Here is a 19,321-nt window from a genome sequence, read left to right on the forward strand (position 1 = left end):
ATTTACTTCTATAATTTGCTTACTTTTTATCTTAACTTAAGCGTAACAATTGTAAATACTGCTAGTAAAATTCCTATAATCCAAAAACGGACTACAATTTTACTTTCGTGATATTTTAATTTCTGATAATGATGATGCAATGGCGCCATCTTAAAAATTCTTCTTCCTGTTCCATATTTTTTTCTTGTATACTTAAACCAAGAAACCTGAAGTATTACAGACAAATTTTCAACTACAAATACTCCTGCTAAAATTGGCAGTAACAATTCTTTTCTAATTGCTATGGCTATTACTGCTATAATACCCCCAATTGTTAAACTCCCAGTATCACCCATAAAAACCTGAGCAGGAAACGTATTATACCAAAGAAAACCAATTAAAGCACCCGCAAAAGCAAGTATAAAAACCGTCATTTCACCTGAGTTTGGTATAAACATAATGTCTAAATAATCTGCAAAAATGATGTTTCCAGAAACCCAAGCAAAAACAGCGAGTGTTAAAACAATAATTGCAGAAGAACCTGTTGCCAACCCATCAATTCCGTCTGTTAAATTTGCTCCATTAGAAATACCTGTTACAATAAAAACAGTAATAAAAATAAACACAACCCAACCATATTTTTCATAACCATCGCCTAAAAAATTAAAAGCTTTTGCATATTCTAATTCATTATTTTTAAAGAATGGAACTGTTGTTTTTGTAGATTTATGTGCTTCTCCAAAAACTTTTTTTCTTCCATTTTCTTGAACAATCTGTTGTTCTAATGGTAATTGCTCTTTTATAGTAACACCTTCATTAAAATAAAGCATAGAACCTACAATGACTCCTAAACCAACCTGACCTAAAACCTTAAATTTCCCTTTTAAACCTCCTTTGTCTTTTTTAAATACTTTTATATAATCATCTAAAAAACCTATCAAACCCATCCAAAGAGTTGTAATTACTAAAAGAATTATATAAACATTATCTAACTTAGCCAACAACAAAGCAGGAATTAAAGTTGCCAAAATAATAATGACCCCTCCCATTGTTGGAGTTCCACTTTTTTGAACTTGCCCCTCTAAACCTAAATCTCTAATAGACTCACCAACTTGTTGTTTCTGTAAAAAATTAATTATTTTTTTACCATAAATTGCTGAAATCAATAATGACAATATAAAAGCAGTAGCAGCCCTAAATGTGATAAATTGAAACACACTAGCTCCAGGGAAACTAAATTGACTTTCTAAATATTGAAATAAATAATACAGCATTATAAGTTATTTTTTAATTGACTAAAACAATTGGTTACTTCTTCCAAATCATTAAAATGAGTTCTAACTCCATTAACTTCTTGATAATCTTCATGTCCTTTTCCTGCAATCAATATAATATCTCCACTTACAGAAAACTTACAAGCCGTTTTAATTGCCTGTTTTCTATCTAAAATTGATAATGTTTTTCTATAATTTTCAGCAGCAACACCTACTTCCATTTCTTCTAAAATAGTTTGAGGATTTTCTGCTCTAGGATTGTCTGACGTAAAAATTGCCTGATCACTTAATTGCGAAGCAATATGTGCCATTTTTGGTCTTTTTGTTTTATCTCTATTTCCACCACAACCAACAACTGTATATAATTTTTCATTGCCAGTTCTAATATCATTAATGGTTTCTAAAACATTTTTTAAAGCATCTGGCGTATGTGCATAATCTACAATTGCTGTTACATTTTCATCAGAAATAACATACTCAAAACGTCCACTCACATTTTCTAACTGACTTATAATTGTTAGAATTTCTAACTTTTCTAAACCCAACAATTCTGCTGCTGCATATATTGCTAATAAATTAGCTGCATTAAATTGCCCTATTAGTTTGGTCCAAACTTCTGTATCGTTAATTTTTAATAACGTTCCAGAAAATTGTTTTTCTAAAACCTTGGCTTTATAGTCTGCAAGGGTTTTTACAGCGTAACTGTATTTTTTTGCTTTTGTGTTTTGCAACATGAATTCGCCATTTTTATCATCAATATTTGTCAGCACAAATGCTGATTTTGACAAGGAATCAAAAAACGATTTTTTTACATCTCTATATTCTGCAAAAGTTTCATGATAATCTAAATGATCATGAGAAAGATTCGTGAAAATCCCTCCTGCAAAAGTCAATCCTTCTGTTCTTTTTTGATGAATTCCATGAGAACTCACTTCCATAAAACAATAATCAACTCCAGCTTCAATCATTTTATCTAAATAAGAATTGATAGCTACAGAATCTGGAGTTGTATGTGTTGCTTTAAACTCAGTTTCATCAACCAAAACTTTTACAGTAGATAACAAACCAACTTTATAACCTGCTTTTTTAAATAATTGATATAACAAAGTGGCAATTGTTGTTTTTCCATTAGTCCCTGTAATTCCTATCAAAGGAAGTTTAGAAGAAGGATTACCATAAAAATTAGAAGCCATAATTGCCAAAGCCACATTTGCATCAGCAACATCAACATAAGTAACTCCTTCTTTTTTATCCTCAGGAAAATCTTCACAAATAATAGCAACTGCACCTAAACCAATAGCCTTTTCTATATATAAATGACCATCAACTGTAACACCTTTCTGAGCAACAAACACGTCATTTGCTTTCACTTTTCGCGAATCGAAAACAACATTGTTAACCTCAATATTGGTAACACCAAATACTTGATTAATTGAAACCTGATATAATATGTCTTTTAAATTTTTCAGTTTATGAAAGTTTTAAAATTATGGTTTTACCTTTTATTAATTGCTCTCCTTTTTTAAGTGACTGAGAACTCACATTACCAACTCCAGTAAGCTTTACTTTTAAACCAATATTCTCTAACAAAGACAAAGCGTCCATACCAGACATCCCTTTAACATCAGGAATTTTTGAATATTCTTTATTTAGCTTATAATTATATTTTTCAAACTTATCATCAATCGCAGTAAAAGCAACCTGATCATCTACAGACTGCCTATCTATAGGTGTTGTTGTGTAAATTTTCTGAGCAATTTCTTTAAAAACTGGTGCAGCTACAGTAGCCCCATAATATCCTTTTTCCTTATTTGGATCATGAATAACAACAATACAAGAATACTTTGGTTTATCCGCAGGAAAAAAACCTGCAAAAGACGCTACATAATGTTTTTTTGAATAATAACCTCCTTGCCAATTACCTTTCTTATCTTTAAATCTTGGCATGTATTTTTTTGCAGTACCTGTTTTCCCTGCCATAGAAAAATTAGAAGAATAGATATTATCTGCAGTGCCTTTTACTACAACATTCTCCATCACTTTTCGAACCTTTTTTAAAGCTTCATCAGATGCTATTTTTTTATCTAAAACAATGGCTTCAAAAACCCTTTCAGTCTTATCTTGTTTTCTTAACTCTTTTATAAACTGAGGCTTTACCATAATGCCATTGTTAGCAACTGCATTGTAAAACATCAACGTTTGCATTGGCGTAACAGAAACCCCATAACCCCAAGACATCCATTCTAATGAAATCTTATTCCACCTATCTTTATCTTTTGGATTTGGTATATATGGTATTCCTTCTCCCTTTATATGAAAACCTATTGGTTCTGTAAATCCAAATTTCTCAATTTTGTCGTAAAATTTTTGAGGCTTTTTATCGTAATGTTTTTTAATCAATTTTACAATCCCCACATTTGATGAAACTTCAAAAGCTCTTGCTGCAGAAATCTTACCATAACCACCAAATTGAGAATCCTCTACTTTTCTATTATGAATAAAAATCCTTCCTTTCTCAGTATCAACAATCGTTGAGGTATCAATCACTTTATCATTCAAAGCAATTAACAAACTCGCTAATTTAAATGTAGAACCAGGTTCATGACTTTCCCAAACAGCATAATTTCTTTTCTCATAGTATTTTCCTGCTGATGTTCTTCCTAAATTAGAAATCGCCTTAACCTCTCCAGTTGCAGTCTCCATAACAACTGCACAACCATGATCTGCTTCAAAATATTCTAACTTATCTAACAAAGCATGGTGTGTAATATCTTGAATATTTACGTCAATCGTTGTAATAACATCATGCCCATCAACTGGCTCTTTTTCATTTACATCGTTAATTGGCTTCCATTGATTTTTAGCAATCTTTTGTTTCCACCTTAAACCATTTTTTCCTTCCATAAAATTAGCAAAAGCACCTTCTATACCTGCACCACCTCTATAATCATCATAACCAATTGTTCTTGCTGCAATTTTACCAATTGGATGTGCCCTAACTGTTTTATGCTCTGCAATAAAACCACCTTTATAAACACCTTTATTAAAAATTGGAAATTGCTTTATCTTTAAATAATCTGTATAACCAATATTTCTTGCAATCAATAAATACCTGCTTTTTCTATTCTTAGCAGTTCTTAATTTATTTTGATAATAAGACTGAGGTTTTCCAAACATATTTGAAAGCTCTTTAGACAAACCTGCTATGTTTTTTTCAAAAACACCACTTCTTACAGCAGAAACAACATCCATTCTAATAGTAAAACGAGACATTGAAGTCGCTAACAAATTACCATCAGCTGCATATACATTTCCCTTATTTGCATAAATAGTATCTTGCCTAACTGTTAATTCTTTAGACAAAGCCCTGTATTTAGTACCTTCTTTTAACTGAATCACAAAAACACGAAAAATGACAGCCATTAAAAAAATGGTCATAAAAACAGCTACTAAGTAGAATTTTGTCAGTATGTTTTTCTTATGAGTTGCCAACTTTGTTAATTTTTAATCGTTACTTTTATTTTATTTGGAGGAGATTCTAAAGAAACCAACCCTCTTTTTTTTGCTTTTTCCTTAATACTAGACTCCATTTTCATTCTCATTAAAATAGTACCAGTATCAACATACTCAGCTCTTAACTCTCTTTTCTGTTTATTTAACTCTGATATTCTAATAACCTTTTTATCTGCTTTATGTGCACTTGTAATCATTACCAATAATAAAAGAACCACAAAAATGATAATTCGCCAGTTTTTAAAAGCAGATTCATCTGTAAGAAAACTTCCTCGCAGAAAATCATAAATATTTTTTTTAACTTTAGACATATTTCACAACACACTCTTAAACAATACCTTAGACAGCCAACAACTACTTATTCGTCTTTAATGTTGCTATTCTCAACTTTGCACTACGTGCTCTATTATTAATCTTTACCTCTTCTGGGGTTGGCACAATTAACTTACCAACACGCTTTAACGGCTCATTAGACCTTCCAAAAGCATCTTTTTCTGGCTCACCCTTAAACAAACCTGTATGAATAAATCTTTTTACTAATCGATCTTCTAGAGAATGATATGAAATTACACTCAACCTACCTTCTTCTTTTAGTAAATTTGGTATTTGCTCTAAAAACTCTTTTAAAACATCTAACTCCTCATTCACTTCAATTCTAATTGCCTGAAATATTTGCGCAATTATTTTGTGCTCTTTTGCTTTTGGCAAATATTTTTGCAACACTTTCCTTAATTGAAGACTGGTATTTATTTTTTCTTCCGCTCTTTTTTCTACAATTGTTTTTGCAATATTTCTAGAATTTCGCAACTCACCATACATAAACAATATGTCTGCTAATTTTTCTTCTGAATAAGTATTTACAACTTCCTTTGCAGATATTTTAGATTTTTGATTCATTCTCATATCTAAATCCCCATCAAAACGTGTAGAAAAACCTCTCTCAGCTTCATCAAATTGATGAGAAGAAACACCTAAATCTGCCAAAACACCATCTACTTTACGAACACCATGAAACCTTAAAAACCTAGAGATATATCTAAAATTCTCAGGAATCAAAACAAAACGAGCATCATCAATAATATTACCTTGTGCATCTGGATCTTGATCAAAACCAAACAATTTTCCATTTTCTCCAAGCCTATTCAAAATTTCTTTTGAATGCCCCCCACCACCAAATGTTACATCTACATAAACACCATCTTCCTTTATAGAAAGAGCATCTATACTTTGATCTAATAAAACTGGATTATGATAATTCATCTAATTCTGTATTTCCCATTACCTCTTCAGCCAAATCTGCAAAATCATCAGCTGCATCATCTATAGCTTTTTCATATCGTTCTTTATCCCAAATCTCAATAATATTCACAGAAGAAGACATTACCACTTGCTTCTTCATTCCTGCAAATTCAAATAAATCTTTCGGAACCAAAATCCTTCCAGCAGAATCTAACTCAACCACCTTTACCCCTGCTGTAAACCTTCTAATAAAATCGTTGTTTTTTTTATTAAACCTGTTTAGCTTATTTATTTTTTCCATCATCAAGTTCCACTCTTTCATTGGATACAACTCTAAACAAGGCTGAAAAACAGCTCTTTTAATAACGAAACCATCTTGCAACACAGCAGACAATTGCTTCTTAAAAGCTGATGAAAACATCAATCTTCCTTTAGCATCTGACTTACATTCGTATGTTCCAATTAGGTTTACCACTCTTATTATTTGGTTTATGATATCAAAAATAGATAAAATCTACCACTTTTCACCACTTTATACCACATTGTTAATAAATAACCCACTTGTTAACAATAATTTGTACTTAGATTCACTTTATCAAAATATAATGAGAGAGACGAAAAAATTATCTATTTCATAAAAAAGAATTACATTTGCTCTTAAGCGAATTGATAAATTAATGACTGATAAGTTAAAAAAAGAAGGAAAGTTCTCATATGCAGAAGCAGGAGAAGGACCTACTATTATTGTTTTACATGGATTGATGGGAGCTTTAAGTAATTTTAGCTCTACCTATGAACATTTTTCTAAAAATGGATATAAAGTCTTAATACCAGAATTACCACTTTATTCACTTCCGCTTTTAAAAACCAACGTTAAAAATTTAGCTAAGTTCTTAAAAGAGTTCATGGAATTTAAAGATTTAGACAATGCAGTATTACTTGGAAACTCTTTAGGTGGCCATATCGCTTTATATTTCACAAAACATTATAAAGAAAAAGTGAATGCTCTTGTACTTACTGGCAGTTCTGGTTTGTACGAAAACTCTATGGGAGATAGTTACCCAAAAAGAGGAGACAGAAACTATGTTACCCAAAAAGCACAAGATGTTTTTTACGATCCTGCAATTGCAACTGAAGAATTAATTGATGATGTATATGTTGTAATAAACGACAGAAATTCTCTTATTAGAACTTTAGCGATTGCAAAAAGTGCGATTAGACATAATATGGCAAATGATTTACCAGAAATGAAACTCCCAGTTTGCCTTATATGGGGTAAACACGATAAAGTAACACCTCCAGAAGCTGCAAATGATTTTCACAAACTTTTACCTAATTCTGATTTATTTTGGATTGATAAATGTGGACACGCAGCAATGATGGAAAAACCAGAAGAATTTAATTCAATTCTACATACTTGGCTAACTTCTAGAAAATTATAATTTCCGCAGAAAGAAATTTCTAAAAAACTTACTAAAAAATGAAAATTAGATCTGCAGAGTTTATAATGAGCAACAGTAATGTTACCAAAGCTCCTAAAGAAAGAATGCCAGAATATGCTTTTATTGGACGTTCTAATGTTGGTAAATCTTCATTAATCAACATGTTAATGGAGCGTAAAGATTTGGCTAAAATTTCTGGAAAACCCGGAAAAACACAACTAATTAATCATTTTAAAATTAATGGAGATTGGTTTTTAGTTGATTTACCTGGTTATGGTTACGCTAAAGTATCCAAAAAGAAGAGAACTATTTTTCAGTTTTTCATAGAAAATTATTTTAAAGAAAGAGAGCAATTGGTTTGTACTTTTGTTTTGATAGATTCTAGACACGATCCTCAAAAAATTGATTTAGAATTCATGCAATTTTTAGGCGAAAACCAAATTCCTTTTTGTATTGTTTTTACAAAAGCAGACAAGTTAGGTAGTTCTAAAATTAACAAACAAATTACTTCTTATAAAAAGAAATTATTAAACACCTGGGAAACACTACCTACATCATTTATTACCTCTTCTTCTTCTGGACTTGGTAGAGAAGAATTCTTAAAATTTATTGATGGTGTTAATGAAGATGTAGCCAAAGATTTTAAATAAAATATCCAAAAGCTCAAAAAAACTCTTTAATGCATTCTACCAAAAAAAATTTACAAATTTTATTTGAAGATAATCATATTATCATTGTAAACAAACGTGCAGGAGACATTACACAAGGAGATAAAACTGGAGATAAACCACTCAGTGATGTTGTTAAAGATTATATTAAAGACAAATACAACAAACCTGGTAACGTATATTTAGGTGTTGTTCATCGTTTAGACAGACCTACTTCTGGTATCATCATTTTTGCAAAAACCTCTAAATCTTTAGAGCGTTTAAATAAAATGTTACGTGATAAAACCATCAACAAAACTTATTGGGCTGTTGTAAAAAATCATCCGAAGAAAGAAAAGGATACACTAATTAATTTCTTGAAAAAAAATCCTAAAAACAATAAATCTACAGCATATTCAAAAGAAATTGAAGGTAGTAAAAAAGCAATTCTTCACTACAAAGTAATTAAAAAGTTAGACAATTACTGTTTGATTGAAATTGACTTAGAAACAGGTAGACACCACCAAATTAGAACTCAATTATCTACTATTGGAAGCCCTATAAAAGGCGATTTAAAATACGGTTTTGACAGAAGCAACAAAGATGGAAGCATTCATTTACATGCTCGTAAAATTAACTTTATACATCCTGTAAGTAAAGAAAACATAAACATAATTGCCCCAACACCAAAAGAGGTTATTTGGAATGCTTGCAATTAAACCAACTATTTCTTAGGCTTTAAAATCAACACATTTTCACTTTGTTCAATTTCCTTTTTATTTAATTTCATCTTCACAAACTTACCTTCTAAAAACTTTTGAGTTTGGTCTTTATAATATTTACTAAACACATTGCCAGATTGCCCTGTTGGTAGAATTGATACACTATTTTCTACATCAGAAAAATCTATAATTCTCCTTGTAGAAGGACCAGCATTTATTTTGTAATACCCTGTGCTATCTAATTTAAAAATCTGGTTGTTAATTACTTCATTTCCTCCAATAGTTTCAAAAGGACCTATATTAAAAAACTTTCTTAATAAACCTCCTGCTTTTCCTATGGCATGTTCATATTCTACAGAAATTACCCTATTCCAAGTCCAATTATCTACATTTTTTCCTAACTGATTTTGCAAAAACAAAATGGACTTCTTAAAAGAATCATGAATAACTTCTTTTCTTGTTTCTATTTTATCTTTGGTAGAAACATCATCCCACCAAACAGAATTTTCACTATTTATTTGACTAGGCAACACTTGGTCTTGCAATTGCGAATTGATAAAAAGATTAAAACTATCACCCAACTCATCTTTATAAGTCTCTTTTAAAAACTCATACAAAAAACGATTATATATTGTGGGACCAATTGATGTTTTTAAATACGCTCCATCCCAATTTTTTAAAATTGAAAAAGCCCTTCTTTCTGATGCAGTTAATTCACCTTTATTGACATTTTTTAATAAATTGTTGCTAATTTTATTTACTGTAGATGATTTTACATCATACATCATTTCTGCAACATCTTGTTTTGTAAAATCGTCCTTTTCATCTAAAAACTCTACAATTCTTTTAGCTCTGTCTTGTGGTTGATAATACCCAGAATACAATTTACCCCTTACAGAATCTATTTGATTATTGGCAGAATATACATAATTATTGCTTGGATTTATTGCTTGTGGATTTTCATCAAAAGGAAGAAATGCTACAATTTCATCTTTACCAGAAACTCCATTTAAATAAGTTTTAGAAGACAAACCATCTCTAAGTTGGTACAATTTTGCTGATGAAAACCAAGCAATATTGTTTTTTGCATCACCATACATTACATTTAAACCAGGTGCATGAATTTTAGCAAGATGATCTCTAAATTCATTTATAAAATTTGAATGAGAAATACCATAAGACACCTCTAACATTTCGTTTGGTAATTGGGTATAAATCCAATTCATTGCAACAGGTCTTTTATCAATAACATGTTTAATTAAACCATTCATTACAGGACCATGTGTACTTACTTTTACTTGAAAAGTAGTATCTACAGCATCTTTAATGCAGATTATTTTCTCTCTTAATTCATACTTTTTAAAGCCATTGATTGTTTTATATTCTAAAGAATTTTCTGGATTATTTTCTTCAATATAAAAATTTAAATCGTCATTTGCCAACATGGTTAATCCATAAGCATATTCTTTATTATGACCTAATAAAGGAAAAGGCATTAAGGCAATATTGAAACCATACATTTCAAAATTGGGAGTTTTGATATGATTTTGATACCAAACAGAAGGTTGAGAAAATCCTATATGAGGATCGTTTGCAAAAATCACTTTTCCGTTCTTTGTTTTTTCTGATGCAATTACCCAAGAATTACTTCCTATAAATGGCGAAATTGGTAAATCATCCATAATCCCTGCAACAGTTTTAGAAATGGTTGCCTCAATTTTGTCAGGAATATTTGTTCTATTAATGGTTAAATTTTTATTGTAAGAACCTAATAATTCGTTCAAATAAGACACCCCTAATTTCTCTTTAATTTCTGTTAATAAAGGATCTGTTTTATGTGCAACTGCAAAACTAAAAGACATATAACCAAAAACATTATAGATGTCTTTTAAAGTATATGCTTCTTTTTTTACACCAACTAAAGTAAATTCTAAAGGTGTTTTTCCTTCATCTATATACTGATTGACTCCGTCTAAATAAGCTTGCGTTAATAGATAAGCTTTAGACGTTGTATCTAAATTAGCCATTGTTTTGATTGCAGCTTCTTCAATACCTAAACCACCAAAAAACAAATCTACTTCTAGCAAGTCTTTACCAAAAATTTCAGACAACCTTCCTGCAGCGATTCTTCGCATTAATTCCATTTGCCACAATCTATCTTGTGCATGAACATAGCCTAAAGCAACATAAGCATCTTTTTGATTTTCTGCATTGATATGAGGTACACCAATATCATCAAAATAAACAGTTACTTTTTCAGAAATATTTTTTAGATCTAATTCTCCAGAATAATTTGGCTTATTGTATCTAGAATACAACCAAAAACAAACCAACACTAAAACCACTACAACTAAAGAGACGGTTAAAAAACGTTTTAAAAATTTCATTAAAATTGATTTTATCAAAGATAATAGAAATATAATTTACTAAAAACTATAAGTATAATGAAAGCAAATTTGTATTTTTGAAAGGCAAATTATATTATATGAAGAAAATTCAAATGGTAGACCTACAAGGTCAATATCAACAAATAAAAGAAACAGTAAACACCTCTATTGAGCAAGTTTTAAACACTTCTGCCTATATAAATGGACCTCTTGTTCATGAATTTCAAGCAGATTTAGAAAAATATTTAGATGTAAAACACGTAATTCCGTGTGCAAATGGTACAGATGCCTTGCAAATTGCAATGATGGGACTTGGCTTGGAGCAAGGTGATGAAGTTATTACTGCCGATTTTACTTTTGCTGCAACTGTAGAAGTTATTGCGTTATTAAAATTAACGCCTGTTTTAGTAGATGTTGATGCAAAAACGTATAACATTGATATTGATGCCTTAAAAAAAGCGATTACTCCAAAAACAAAAGCCATTGTACCTGTTCATTTATTTGGTCAAGTTGCCAATATGGATGCCGTTATGGAAATTGCCAAAGAACATGATCTTTTTGTAATTGAAGACAATGCACAAGCAATAGGTGCAAATTACACTTTTAAAGATGGCACAAAAAAGAAAGCAGGTACTATTGGAAACGTAGGTACAACCTCTTTTTTTCCGTCTAAAAACTTAGGTTGCTATGGAGATGGAGGAGCTATTTTTACAAATGATGATGCATTAGCTCATACGTTAAGAGGAATTGTAAACCATGGAATGTACACACGTTATTATCATGATGTTGTTGGGGTAAATTCTAGACTAGATTCTATACAAGCAGGTGTTTTAAAAGCCAAGCTACCATTATTAGATAGTTATTGTAATGCTCGCAGAAACGCTGCTCGTTTTTACAACAATGCTTTTTCTAGCAATCCAAATATTATTACGCCAACTACAAAATCAAATGCTACAAAAATGTGTGGAGCAATTTGTGAAACTTGTGACTGTCATGTTTTTCATCAATATACATTACAAATAACCAACGGAAAAAGAGACGATTTACACAAACATTTACTAGAAAAAGGAATTCCTAATGCAATTTATTACCCAGTTGCATTGCACTCTCAAAAAGCGTATCAAGATACTCGTTATAAAGAAAGTGATTTTCCTGTAACAAATGAACTGATTAAAACAGTAATTTCTTTACCAATGCATACAGAATTAGATAAAGAGCAACTAACATTTATTACAAAAACGATTTCAGATTTTGTAAATTAAATAATAATGTTATTGTGAGGAGATACGACGAAGCAGTCTTATAATAGAGTGAAGAGATTGCTTCGTTCCTAGCAATGACGAATACAAAAATCATGAAAAAAATATTAGTTACAGGAGGTTTAGGTTTTATTGGCTCACACACAGTTGTAGAATTACAAAACAGTGGTTTTGATGTTGTAATTATTGATGATTTATCAAAAACAAGAATATCTGTTTTAGATAAAATTACAGAAATTACAGGTAAAAAACCAGATTACCACAATATTGACTTAAGAGTTAAAAATGATGTAAAAAACTTTTTTGACAATAATAAAATAGATGGAATTATACATTTTGCAGCTTTTAAAGCAGTTGGAGAAAGTATGCACAAGCCTTTAGATTATTATGAAAATAACATTGGATCTTTAGTTTATATATTACAAGAAATGAGAGATCGTAAATTAGATAACTTCATTTTTTCTTCTTCTTGTACGGTTTATGGTCAAGCAGATGAGTTGCCAATTACAGAAAACGCACCCGTTAAAACAGCAGAATCTACCTATGGTAATACCAAACAAATTGGAGAAGAAATTATTAAAGAAACCTGTAAAGCTCACCTTTTAAATGCTATTGCATTGCGTTATTTTAACCCTATTGGTGCTCATGAAAGTGTTAAAATTGGAGAGTTACCTTTAGGAGTTCCTCAAAATTTAATTCCTTTTGTTACACAAACTGCAGCAGGAATTAGAACAGAATTGTCTGTTTTTGGAAACGACTACCCAACAGAAGATGGAACAGCTGTAAGAGACTACATTCATGTGGTAGATTTAGCAAAAGCACATATTGCTGCTTTACAGCGTTTAATTAACAAAAACAACAAACAAAATTTTGAGTTTTTTAATGTAGGTACTGGAACAGGAAGCTCTGTTCTAGAAGTGATAAAAGCCTTTGAAAAAGCGTCTGGAAAATCCCTAAATTATAAAATTGTTGGCAGACGTGAAGGAGATATTACAGCTGCTTATGCAGATACAACAATTGCAAACACAGAACTAAACTGGAAAACAGAAAAAACGCTAGATGAAGCTTTAGAATCTGCTTGGAAATGGCAGCAGCAAAATTAGAACAAGAATGGATGCTAAAATTAAAGTTTTAAAAATTATACATTTTGCACTATTAGCTGGTTTAACACTTGCCTATTTTATAATTGGTGACTTAATTAATTTAAAAAGCCCAAAATTAGAAGACGAAAATTTGTACTATATTTTTATTCCTGCGATTGCAGTTTTGGTAAGTAATTTTGTTTACAAGAAAAGTATTTCTAAAATAGACAAAAAAACCACTAATGATGATAAAATGGTGAAATATCAATCTGCCTCCATAAAAAGATGGGCGATTTTAGAAGCTGGAGCTTTTTTAATTTTGATTCTTAAACCAGAATTAGTTCTATTTGGACTTTTATTGTTGGTGTATCTTTTATTAGTAAGACCTACAAAAGAAAAAATAGAAAACGAACTTGATGTTCGTTTATAAGAAAAAGCCAAACGGATTCGTTTGGCTTTTATATTATTTAACTCATAGAAATGACTATATCTGGTAAGGTAATTTGGCTTGCTTCTAAACTTTAAAAACGTTAACTTCGTTAACTCTGAATATAAAACATTGAAACGATTTTATATTCGAGTAAGTTGTAACCAATTAAAAATGGAAAACAAAGAAATAAAAGTACATAAGAATGTTTTGAATTTAATTCTGAAACCTATTATTTTATCAATAATAACTTTATTTGTAGTTCAGCATTTTGGAAAAATCGGAGGAGGATACGAAGGTCTAAGCTATGATCAAAACTCTTGGATTGTAACTCATAATAATTTTAGAAATCCAATAAACGGAAAGATATACACAGACTATGAAAATGAGTTTGGAATTGGTAAAAAAAGAAAGGAAACTTATTTAAAGAAATTAAAGATATTTTACATCCCTTCTCTTTTTGGAAATTTAAATCATTTAATTATTGTAACTATTATTTATTCTTGTCTATTTGCCTTTTTTGGAAGTTTTAAATTTAAAATAATAAAATGAAATATGAATTAAAAAAAGAATTTACGGATTTAACACAACAAAATGATATTGGATACTTTTTCGTAAACCCTGATAAAGATATTTATTTTGGAAATAGAAATCAATACCCAATAACTTGGAATGGAAAACTAAACGAGTTTAGAATTGAAATTATTTTAAAAAATTCTGATTCTTCTACCATGAAAAGTTATGAGTTTGTTGAATACCCCCAAAGTGAAGATAATCTTAAAGAAAAAATTATAAGTTGGATTGACAAATATATTAATGAAAAATGGGGATAAAAACTGGTTACAACAACATATATAATTTATTGCTGGCTTTTTGCCTACTTACGAAAATCCTCGCGGATTTTCTTTGTCAGTAATTATTTATTAAATTGGTTGCTTAAAACACGCAACAAACCATATATAAACACGTTAACGAAACCATATTCAAAAAACAAAAAAAACGAACTCTCCCAAGTTCGTTTTTTTTAATACATCAATATATTATTTAAAAATTATTCTGCCAAAGCAGCTCCACTTGCAGCAACGCCTCTATCAATTTTACGCATTAAACCTTGTAAAACTTTACCAGGGCCAACTTCAATAAATTCGGTTCCTCCATCAGCAATCATAGCCTGTACACATTGTGTCCATTTTACAGGTGCTGTTAATTGCGCTATTAAATTTTCTTTAATTTCATTTGGATTTGTAACCGCTTTTGCTACCACATTTTGGTACACTGCACAAGTAGGTTCACTAAAAGTAGTTTCTTTTATTGCTGCAGCTAATTCTGCTCTTGCAGGCTCCATCATTGGTGAATGAAAAGCTCCTCCAACAGGCAATAACAAAGCCCTTCTTGCTCCTTTGTCAGTTAAAACTTCACAAGCTTTCTCTACAGCAGCTATTTCACCAGAAATTACCAATTGCCCAGGGCAATTATAATTTGCAGCCACTACTACTCCATCAATTTCAGCACAAGTTTCTTCAACAATATTATCTGCCAAACCTAAAACGGCAGCCATTGTACTTGGTGCTATTTCACAGGCTTTTTGCATTGCCAAAGCACGCTTAGAAACCAATTTTAATCCGTCTTCAAAAGTTAAAACACCATTTGCAACCAATGCAGACAATTCTCCTAAAGAGTGCCCTGCCACCATTTCTGGCTGAAAAGAATCGCCTAAAACCTTTGCTAAAATTACAGAATGTAAAAAAATGGCAGGTTGTGTAACTTTCGTTTCTTTTAACTGTTTTGCTGTTCCTTCAAACATAATATCTGTAATAGAGAACCCTAAAATATCATTTGCTTTTTCAAAGTATTCTTGAGCTAAAGAGGATTTTTCGTATAAATCCAATCCCATTCCTGTAAATTGCGCTCCTTGACCCGGAAAAATATATGCTTTCATTTTAAATTATTTAATTGTTGATTAGTTTAATTGTATAATTGGCTGCAAAAATAAACAATTTTATTAGAAGCTATTTCCAGCTTTCACTACTCGCTTTTTTTTGCCAAAAAAGGCAAAAAAAGAGCTCAGACAGTTAGCCTGTCTTGAGCGAAGTCGAAAGATTCAATCTGGGCTAAAACTACTTGCTAACTTTTAGAAAATTTAAAAACTCCTATTCATATTTACTAACTTTGTTAAATATTGCTAAAAAATATTTTTTTCGATTCGTTTTTGTAATTAAATAAAAAGCAATTCGTCTACTTAATTAATAAAAACAAAAATCACACCATGAAAAACATACTTTTAGTCTTTTTAGCAATTATTACATTTTCACAAGTAAAAGCCCAAACAGAAATTTTTAACACCTTATTACAAAATAATGTAACAGAAAAAGGAATTGTAGATTACAAATCTTTAAAAGCAGATGAGGCAAAATTAGATACTTATATTTCTTATTTAGAAAAAACCAACCCAGATAATTCTTGGTCTACCAAGAAACAAAAAGCTTTTTGGATAAACGCTTATAATGCTTATACTATTAAATTAATTCTAAAAAACTACCCTTTAAATTCTATTATGGATATTAAAGAAGGTGGTAAAACCGCTTGGAAAATTCCTTTTGCTAAAGTTGGTGGTAAAACCTACACTTTAGATTATATAGAACACGATATTTTACGTAAAAATTTATTTGATGCTAGAATTCATGTAGGTGTAAATTGTGCATCAGGTTCTTGCCCAAAATTAGGTAATACTGCTTTTACAGAAGAAAATATAGAGGCAACTTTAGAGAAATTAATGAAAGAATTTGTAAACGATTCAACAAGAAATAAAATTACGAATAAGAAAATTCAGATCTCATCAATTTTCGATTGGTTTAAAGTAGATTTTACAAAAGAAGGGACAGTTATAGATTATTTAAACAAATATGCGAACACAGAAATTAGTAAAAAAGCTAAAACAAGCTATTTAAAATACGATTGGACTTTAAACGGAAAATAAAATAGTAATTTTGTTTTTCAATTTTTGAAAAAATAAAACATGTCTAAAACATACTACGATTCATCAGATTTAAGAAAATTCGGTAAAATAACAGAATGGGACGAAGAACTTGGCAACAAGTTCTTCGATTATTATGGAAAAGTTTTTGAAGAAGGAGCTTTAACAGCTCGCGAAAAATCTCTGATTGCATTAGCAGTTGCCCATACAGAACAATGCCCTTATTGTATAGATGCATACACAAAAGATACTTTGCAAAGAGGAATTACCAAAGAACAAATGATGGAAGCAATTCACGTTGGTGCAGCCATTAAAAGTGGTGCAACTTTAGTACATGGGGTTCAAATGATGAATAAGGTTAATAAGTTGGAAATGTAAGCAGACTCTAATTTTGCCTTTTGTCAAAATTTTAGAGGTCGTTTATTCCGCTTTTTAGCGGAATCTTTTTATTCAATCTATAAAACCAAACCACAATTTTATACGTAAATAAATTAAACATTAAGAATTCTGTATCAATTTAGAATTTTAACTACAATTTACTGAAAAAAGTTCAGCATAAATATGGCTACAAAATCATTAAAAGCAAGAAATAACGATATTGCAAATACATCTCGCCAAATGGAAATTCTTTCTAGCGGAATTTTCGCAAACGGAGAATTACCAACATTTGCTGCAAAAATTAAAGAAACAGGTCATTTTCCCTTGCGTCCTAAAAAATTAGAAATTCTACAAATAAACTTAGGTTATATGTGTAACCAAGTTTGTGAACATTGTCATGTTGATGCTGGTCCAGATAGAAAAGAAATAATGACTGTGGAAACCATGCAACAATGTTTGGAAGTCATTAAAAAAACAGAAGCACATACTTTAGATTTAACTGGTGGTGCACCAGAAATGAACCCAAATTTTAGATGGTTTGTAGAAGAAGCATCAAAAGCAGGAATTAAAGATTTTATTGTCCGTTCTAACTTAACAATTATTAGAGCTAATAAAAAATATTACGATTTACCAGAATTCTTTAAAAAACACAATGTACATGTAGTTTCTTCAATGCCACATTGGACTCGTGGAAAAACTGACAAACAACGTGGAGAAGGCGTTTTTGATAAATCCATTAAAGCATTACAAGAATTAAATGCTGTTGGTTATGGAATGCCAGGTTCTAATTTAAAATTAGATTTGGTCTATAATCCTTCAGGTGCATTTTTACCTGGAGATCAAATGGCTTTAGAAAATGATTTCAAAAAAGCATTAAAAGAAGATTTCGATATCGATTTTCACAGTCTTTTTGCCATTACAAATTTACCAATTAGCCGATTTTTAGATTATTTAATTGCGTCAGAAAATTATGAAGATTATATGCATTCTTTGTTAGATGCTTACAACCCTGAAGCTGTAAAAAATGTAATGTGTACAAACACAATTTCAATAAGTTGGGAAGGTTGGTTGTTCGATTGTGATTTTAATCAAATGTTAAATCTTAAAGTTGCCAGTAAAGTTAAACATGTTTCAGATTATAGGGAGGAGTTATTACAAGACAGAAATATAATTATCAACCAACATTGTTATGGTTGTACTGCTGGTGCAGGAAGTAGCTGTCAAGGTGTTGTAGCTTAACAAAACAAGATTACAAGGGATTTAACAAGGGGTTTAAACCCCTTGCTAAAGTAAAAAATGAAAAAAAACACTGCCATATTAATTTTTGCAAATTCTGCTGAAAAAGAAGCAGAAAGAAAATCGTTTCTTTATTCGGATGTTTTTTCTGCACTGAATCATCAAACTTTAAAAACGGTAGAAAAATCTGGAATAGAATATTTTCATTTCTCTGAAAAAAACCAAGTTGGGTCTTCTTTTGGTGAGCGTTTTTCAAATGCAATTGAAGCGATTTTTAAAAAAGGATTTGAAAACGTTATTACAGTTGGTAATGATACTCCACATTTAAAAACAAGTCATTTAGTTGATACTTTGTTTCAATTAGAAAATAATGATTTGGTTTTAGGACCTTCAAAAGATGGTGGTTTTTATTTAATGGGCATCAAAAAAGAACATTTTAATAAAGAAACCTTCTTAAAATTACCTTGGCAAACTTCTAAATTACAAAAGTGTATTACTTCTATTTTATCATCTAAAGTTCTAAATATTAAATTTTTAGAAATTCTAAATGATTTAGATGTTTTAGAGGATATTAAAAAAATATTTCATAGTTTTAAAAGGATTCCTAAATCGATTTTAAAAGTCTTAACACTACTTATATTTACTCAAAAAGAGTTTTTCATTGATGTTATCATCAACCTACAAAAAACTATTTCTACTCCAAACTCCAATAAAGGTTCTCCTTTCATTTTTGCGTAATTAATTCACTTTTTTTCTATTGAT

General features: G+C 30.3%; 20 protein-coding genes. 12 read left to right on the forward strand and 8 right to left on the reverse strand.

Annotated features, from left to right (window positions below):
• Nucleotides 1–26 precede the first annotated feature (26 nt).
• From mraY to mraZ, 6 genes are read right to left on the reverse strand one after another with little or no spacing between them, the layout of a single operon-like run.
• On the reverse strand, nt 27–1,253 hold the full coding sequence (gene mraY / locus Q0731_RS03170; protein ID WP_299059758.1) for a phospho-N-acetylmuramoyl-pentapeptide-transferase: 1,227 nt from the start codon (nt 1,251–1,253) through the stop codon (nt 27–29).
• The gene (locus tag Q0731_RS03175) at nt 1,253–2,722 is read right to left on the reverse strand and encodes a UDP-N-acetylmuramoyl-L-alanyl-D-glutamate--2,6-diaminopimelate ligase (RefSeq protein ID WP_299060359.1); all 1,470 of its coding nucleotides are present in this window, start codon (nt 2,720–2,722) and stop codon (nt 1,253–1,255) included. Before Q0731_RS03175 ends, mraY begins: the two co-directional genes overlap by 1 nt.
• A 1-nt stretch (nt 2,723) precedes the next feature.
• Nucleotides 2,724–4,691, reverse strand: a complete 1,968-nt coding sequence (locus Q0731_RS03180; protein ID WP_299060362.1) for a penicillin-binding protein — start codon at nt 4,689–4,691, stop codon at nt 2,724–2,726.
• A 59-nt stretch (nt 4,692–4,750) separates the two neighbouring features.
• A complete protein-coding gene (locus Q0731_RS03185; RefSeq protein WP_299059761.1) occupies nt 4,751–5,077 on the reverse strand; it encodes an FtsL-like putative cell division protein in 327 nt (108 codons plus the stop codon).
• A 43-nt stretch (nt 5,078–5,120) separates the two neighbouring features.
• Nucleotides 5,121–6,026, reverse strand: a complete 906-nt coding sequence (gene rsmH / locus Q0731_RS03190; protein ID WP_299059764.1) for a 16S rRNA (cytosine(1402)-N(4))-methyltransferase RsmH — start codon at nt 6,024–6,026, stop codon at nt 5,121–5,123.
• The gene (mraZ, locus tag Q0731_RS03195; protein WP_299059767.1) at nt 6,013–6,480 is read right to left on the reverse strand and encodes a division/cell wall cluster transcriptional repressor MraZ; all 468 of its coding nucleotides are present in this window, start codon (nt 6,478–6,480) and stop codon (nt 6,013–6,015) included. Before mraZ ends, rsmH begins: the two co-directional genes overlap by 14 nt.
• Nucleotides 6,481–6,682: 202 nt before the next feature.
• Here mraZ and Q0731_RS03200 point away from each other — a divergent pair, with 202 nt between their 5' ends.
• Genes Q0731_RS03200 through Q0731_RS03210 form a run of 3 tightly spaced genes read left to right on the forward strand, consistent with a single transcriptional unit; the run spans nt 6,683 to nt 8,813 of the window.
• Complete coding sequence (locus Q0731_RS03200; protein WP_299059770.1) at nt 6,683–7,447, forward strand: alpha/beta hydrolase; 765 nt, start codon at nt 6,683–6,685, stop codon at nt 7,445–7,447.
• 38 nt (nt 7,448–7,485) lie between these two features.
• Nucleotides 7,486–8,097 carry a ribosome biogenesis GTP-binding protein YihA/YsxC gene (gene yihA, locus Q0731_RS03205; RefSeq protein ID WP_299059773.1) on the forward strand — a complete coding sequence of 204 codons (612 nt, stop codon included), beginning with the start codon at nt 7,486–7,488 and terminating at the stop codon, nt 8,095–8,097.
• A gap of 29 nt (nt 8,098–8,126) precedes the next feature.
• Nucleotides 8,127–8,813 carry an RluA family pseudouridine synthase gene (locus Q0731_RS03210; RefSeq protein ID WP_299059776.1) on the forward strand — a complete coding sequence of 229 codons (687 nt, stop codon included), beginning with the start codon at nt 8,127–8,129 and terminating at the stop codon, nt 8,811–8,813.
• Between the two features lie 5 nt (nt 8,814–8,818).
• On the opposite strand, the gene Q0731_RS03215 is transcribed toward Q0731_RS03210, so the two are convergent.
• A complete protein-coding gene (locus Q0731_RS03215) occupies nt 8,819–11,203 on the reverse strand; it encodes a penicillin acylase family protein (protein ID WP_299059779.1) in 2,385 nt (794 codons plus the stop codon).
• 98 nt (nt 11,204–11,301) lie between these two features.
• Here Q0731_RS03215 and Q0731_RS03220 point away from each other — a divergent pair, with 98 nt between their 5' ends.
• The 5 genes from Q0731_RS03220 (at nt 11,302) to Q0731_RS03240 (ending at nt 14,804) form a co-directional block, all read left to right on the forward strand.
• A complete protein-coding gene (locus tag Q0731_RS03220; protein ID WP_299059783.1) occupies nt 11,302–12,465 on the forward strand; it encodes a DegT/DnrJ/EryC1/StrS family aminotransferase in 1,164 nt (387 codons plus the stop codon).
• A gap of 92 nt (nt 12,466–12,557) precedes the next feature.
• The gene (gene galE, locus Q0731_RS03225) at nt 12,558–13,565 is read left to right on the forward strand and encodes a UDP-glucose 4-epimerase GalE (protein ID WP_299059786.1); all 1,008 of its coding nucleotides are present in this window, start codon (nt 12,558–12,560) and stop codon (nt 13,563–13,565) included.
• Nucleotides 13,566–13,572: 7 nt separating this feature from the next.
• The gene (locus tag Q0731_RS03230; RefSeq protein ID WP_299059789.1) at nt 13,573–13,974 is read left to right on the forward strand and encodes an MFS transporter; all 402 of its coding nucleotides are present in this window, start codon (nt 13,573–13,575) and stop codon (nt 13,972–13,974) included.
• 171 nt (nt 13,975–14,145) lie between these two features.
• A complete protein-coding gene (locus Q0731_RS03235) occupies nt 14,146–14,523 on the forward strand; it encodes a hypothetical protein (RefSeq protein ID WP_299059791.1) in 378 nt (125 codons plus the stop codon).
• On the forward strand, nt 14,520–14,804 hold the full coding sequence (locus Q0731_RS03240) for a hypothetical protein (protein WP_299059794.1): 285 nt from the start codon (nt 14,520–14,522) through the stop codon (nt 14,802–14,804). Before Q0731_RS03235 ends, Q0731_RS03240 begins: the two co-directional genes overlap by 4 nt.
• 218 nt (nt 14,805–15,022) lie before the next feature.
• Here Q0731_RS03240 and fabD read toward each other — a convergent pair whose 3' ends face one another.
• Nucleotides 15,023–15,910: an ACP S-malonyltransferase gene (gene fabD, locus Q0731_RS03245; protein WP_299059797.1), complete on the reverse strand. Its 888-nt coding sequence runs from the start codon at nt 15,908–15,910 to the stop codon at nt 15,023–15,025.
• Nucleotides 15,911–16,237: 327 nt separating this feature from the next.
• Here fabD and Q0731_RS03250 point away from each other — a divergent pair, with 327 nt between their 5' ends.
• The 4 genes from Q0731_RS03250 (at nt 16,238) to Q0731_RS03265 (ending at nt 19,297) form a co-directional block, all read left to right on the forward strand.
• On the forward strand, nt 16,238–16,948 hold the full coding sequence (locus Q0731_RS03250; protein ID WP_299059800.1) for a DUF547 domain-containing protein: 711 nt from the start codon (nt 16,238–16,240) through the stop codon (nt 16,946–16,948).
• A gap of 39 nt (nt 16,949–16,987) precedes the next feature.
• On the forward strand, nt 16,988–17,323 hold the full coding sequence (locus Q0731_RS03255) for an arsenosugar biosynthesis-associated peroxidase-like protein (protein ID WP_299059803.1): 336 nt from the start codon (nt 16,988–16,990) through the stop codon (nt 17,321–17,323).
• Nucleotides 17,324–17,506: 183 nt separating this feature from the next.
• Nucleotides 17,507–18,562: an arsenosugar biosynthesis radical SAM (seleno)protein ArsS gene (gene arsS, locus Q0731_RS03260; RefSeq protein WP_299059806.1), complete on the forward strand. Its 1,056-nt coding sequence runs from the start codon at nt 17,507–17,509 to the stop codon at nt 18,560–18,562.
• Between the two features lie 57 nt (nt 18,563–18,619).
• Nucleotides 18,620–19,297: a DUF2064 domain-containing protein gene (locus Q0731_RS03265; protein ID WP_299059809.1), complete on the forward strand. Its 678-nt coding sequence runs from the start codon at nt 18,620–18,622 to the stop codon at nt 19,295–19,297.
• The last annotated feature ends 24 nt before the right edge of the window (nt 19,298–19,321 follow it).

The organism is uncultured Polaribacter sp. (genome assembly GCF_947497695.1).
In the GTDB taxonomy this organism is placed as follows: Bacteria; Bacteroidota; Bacteroidia; order Flavobacteriales; family Flavobacteriaceae; genus Polaribacter.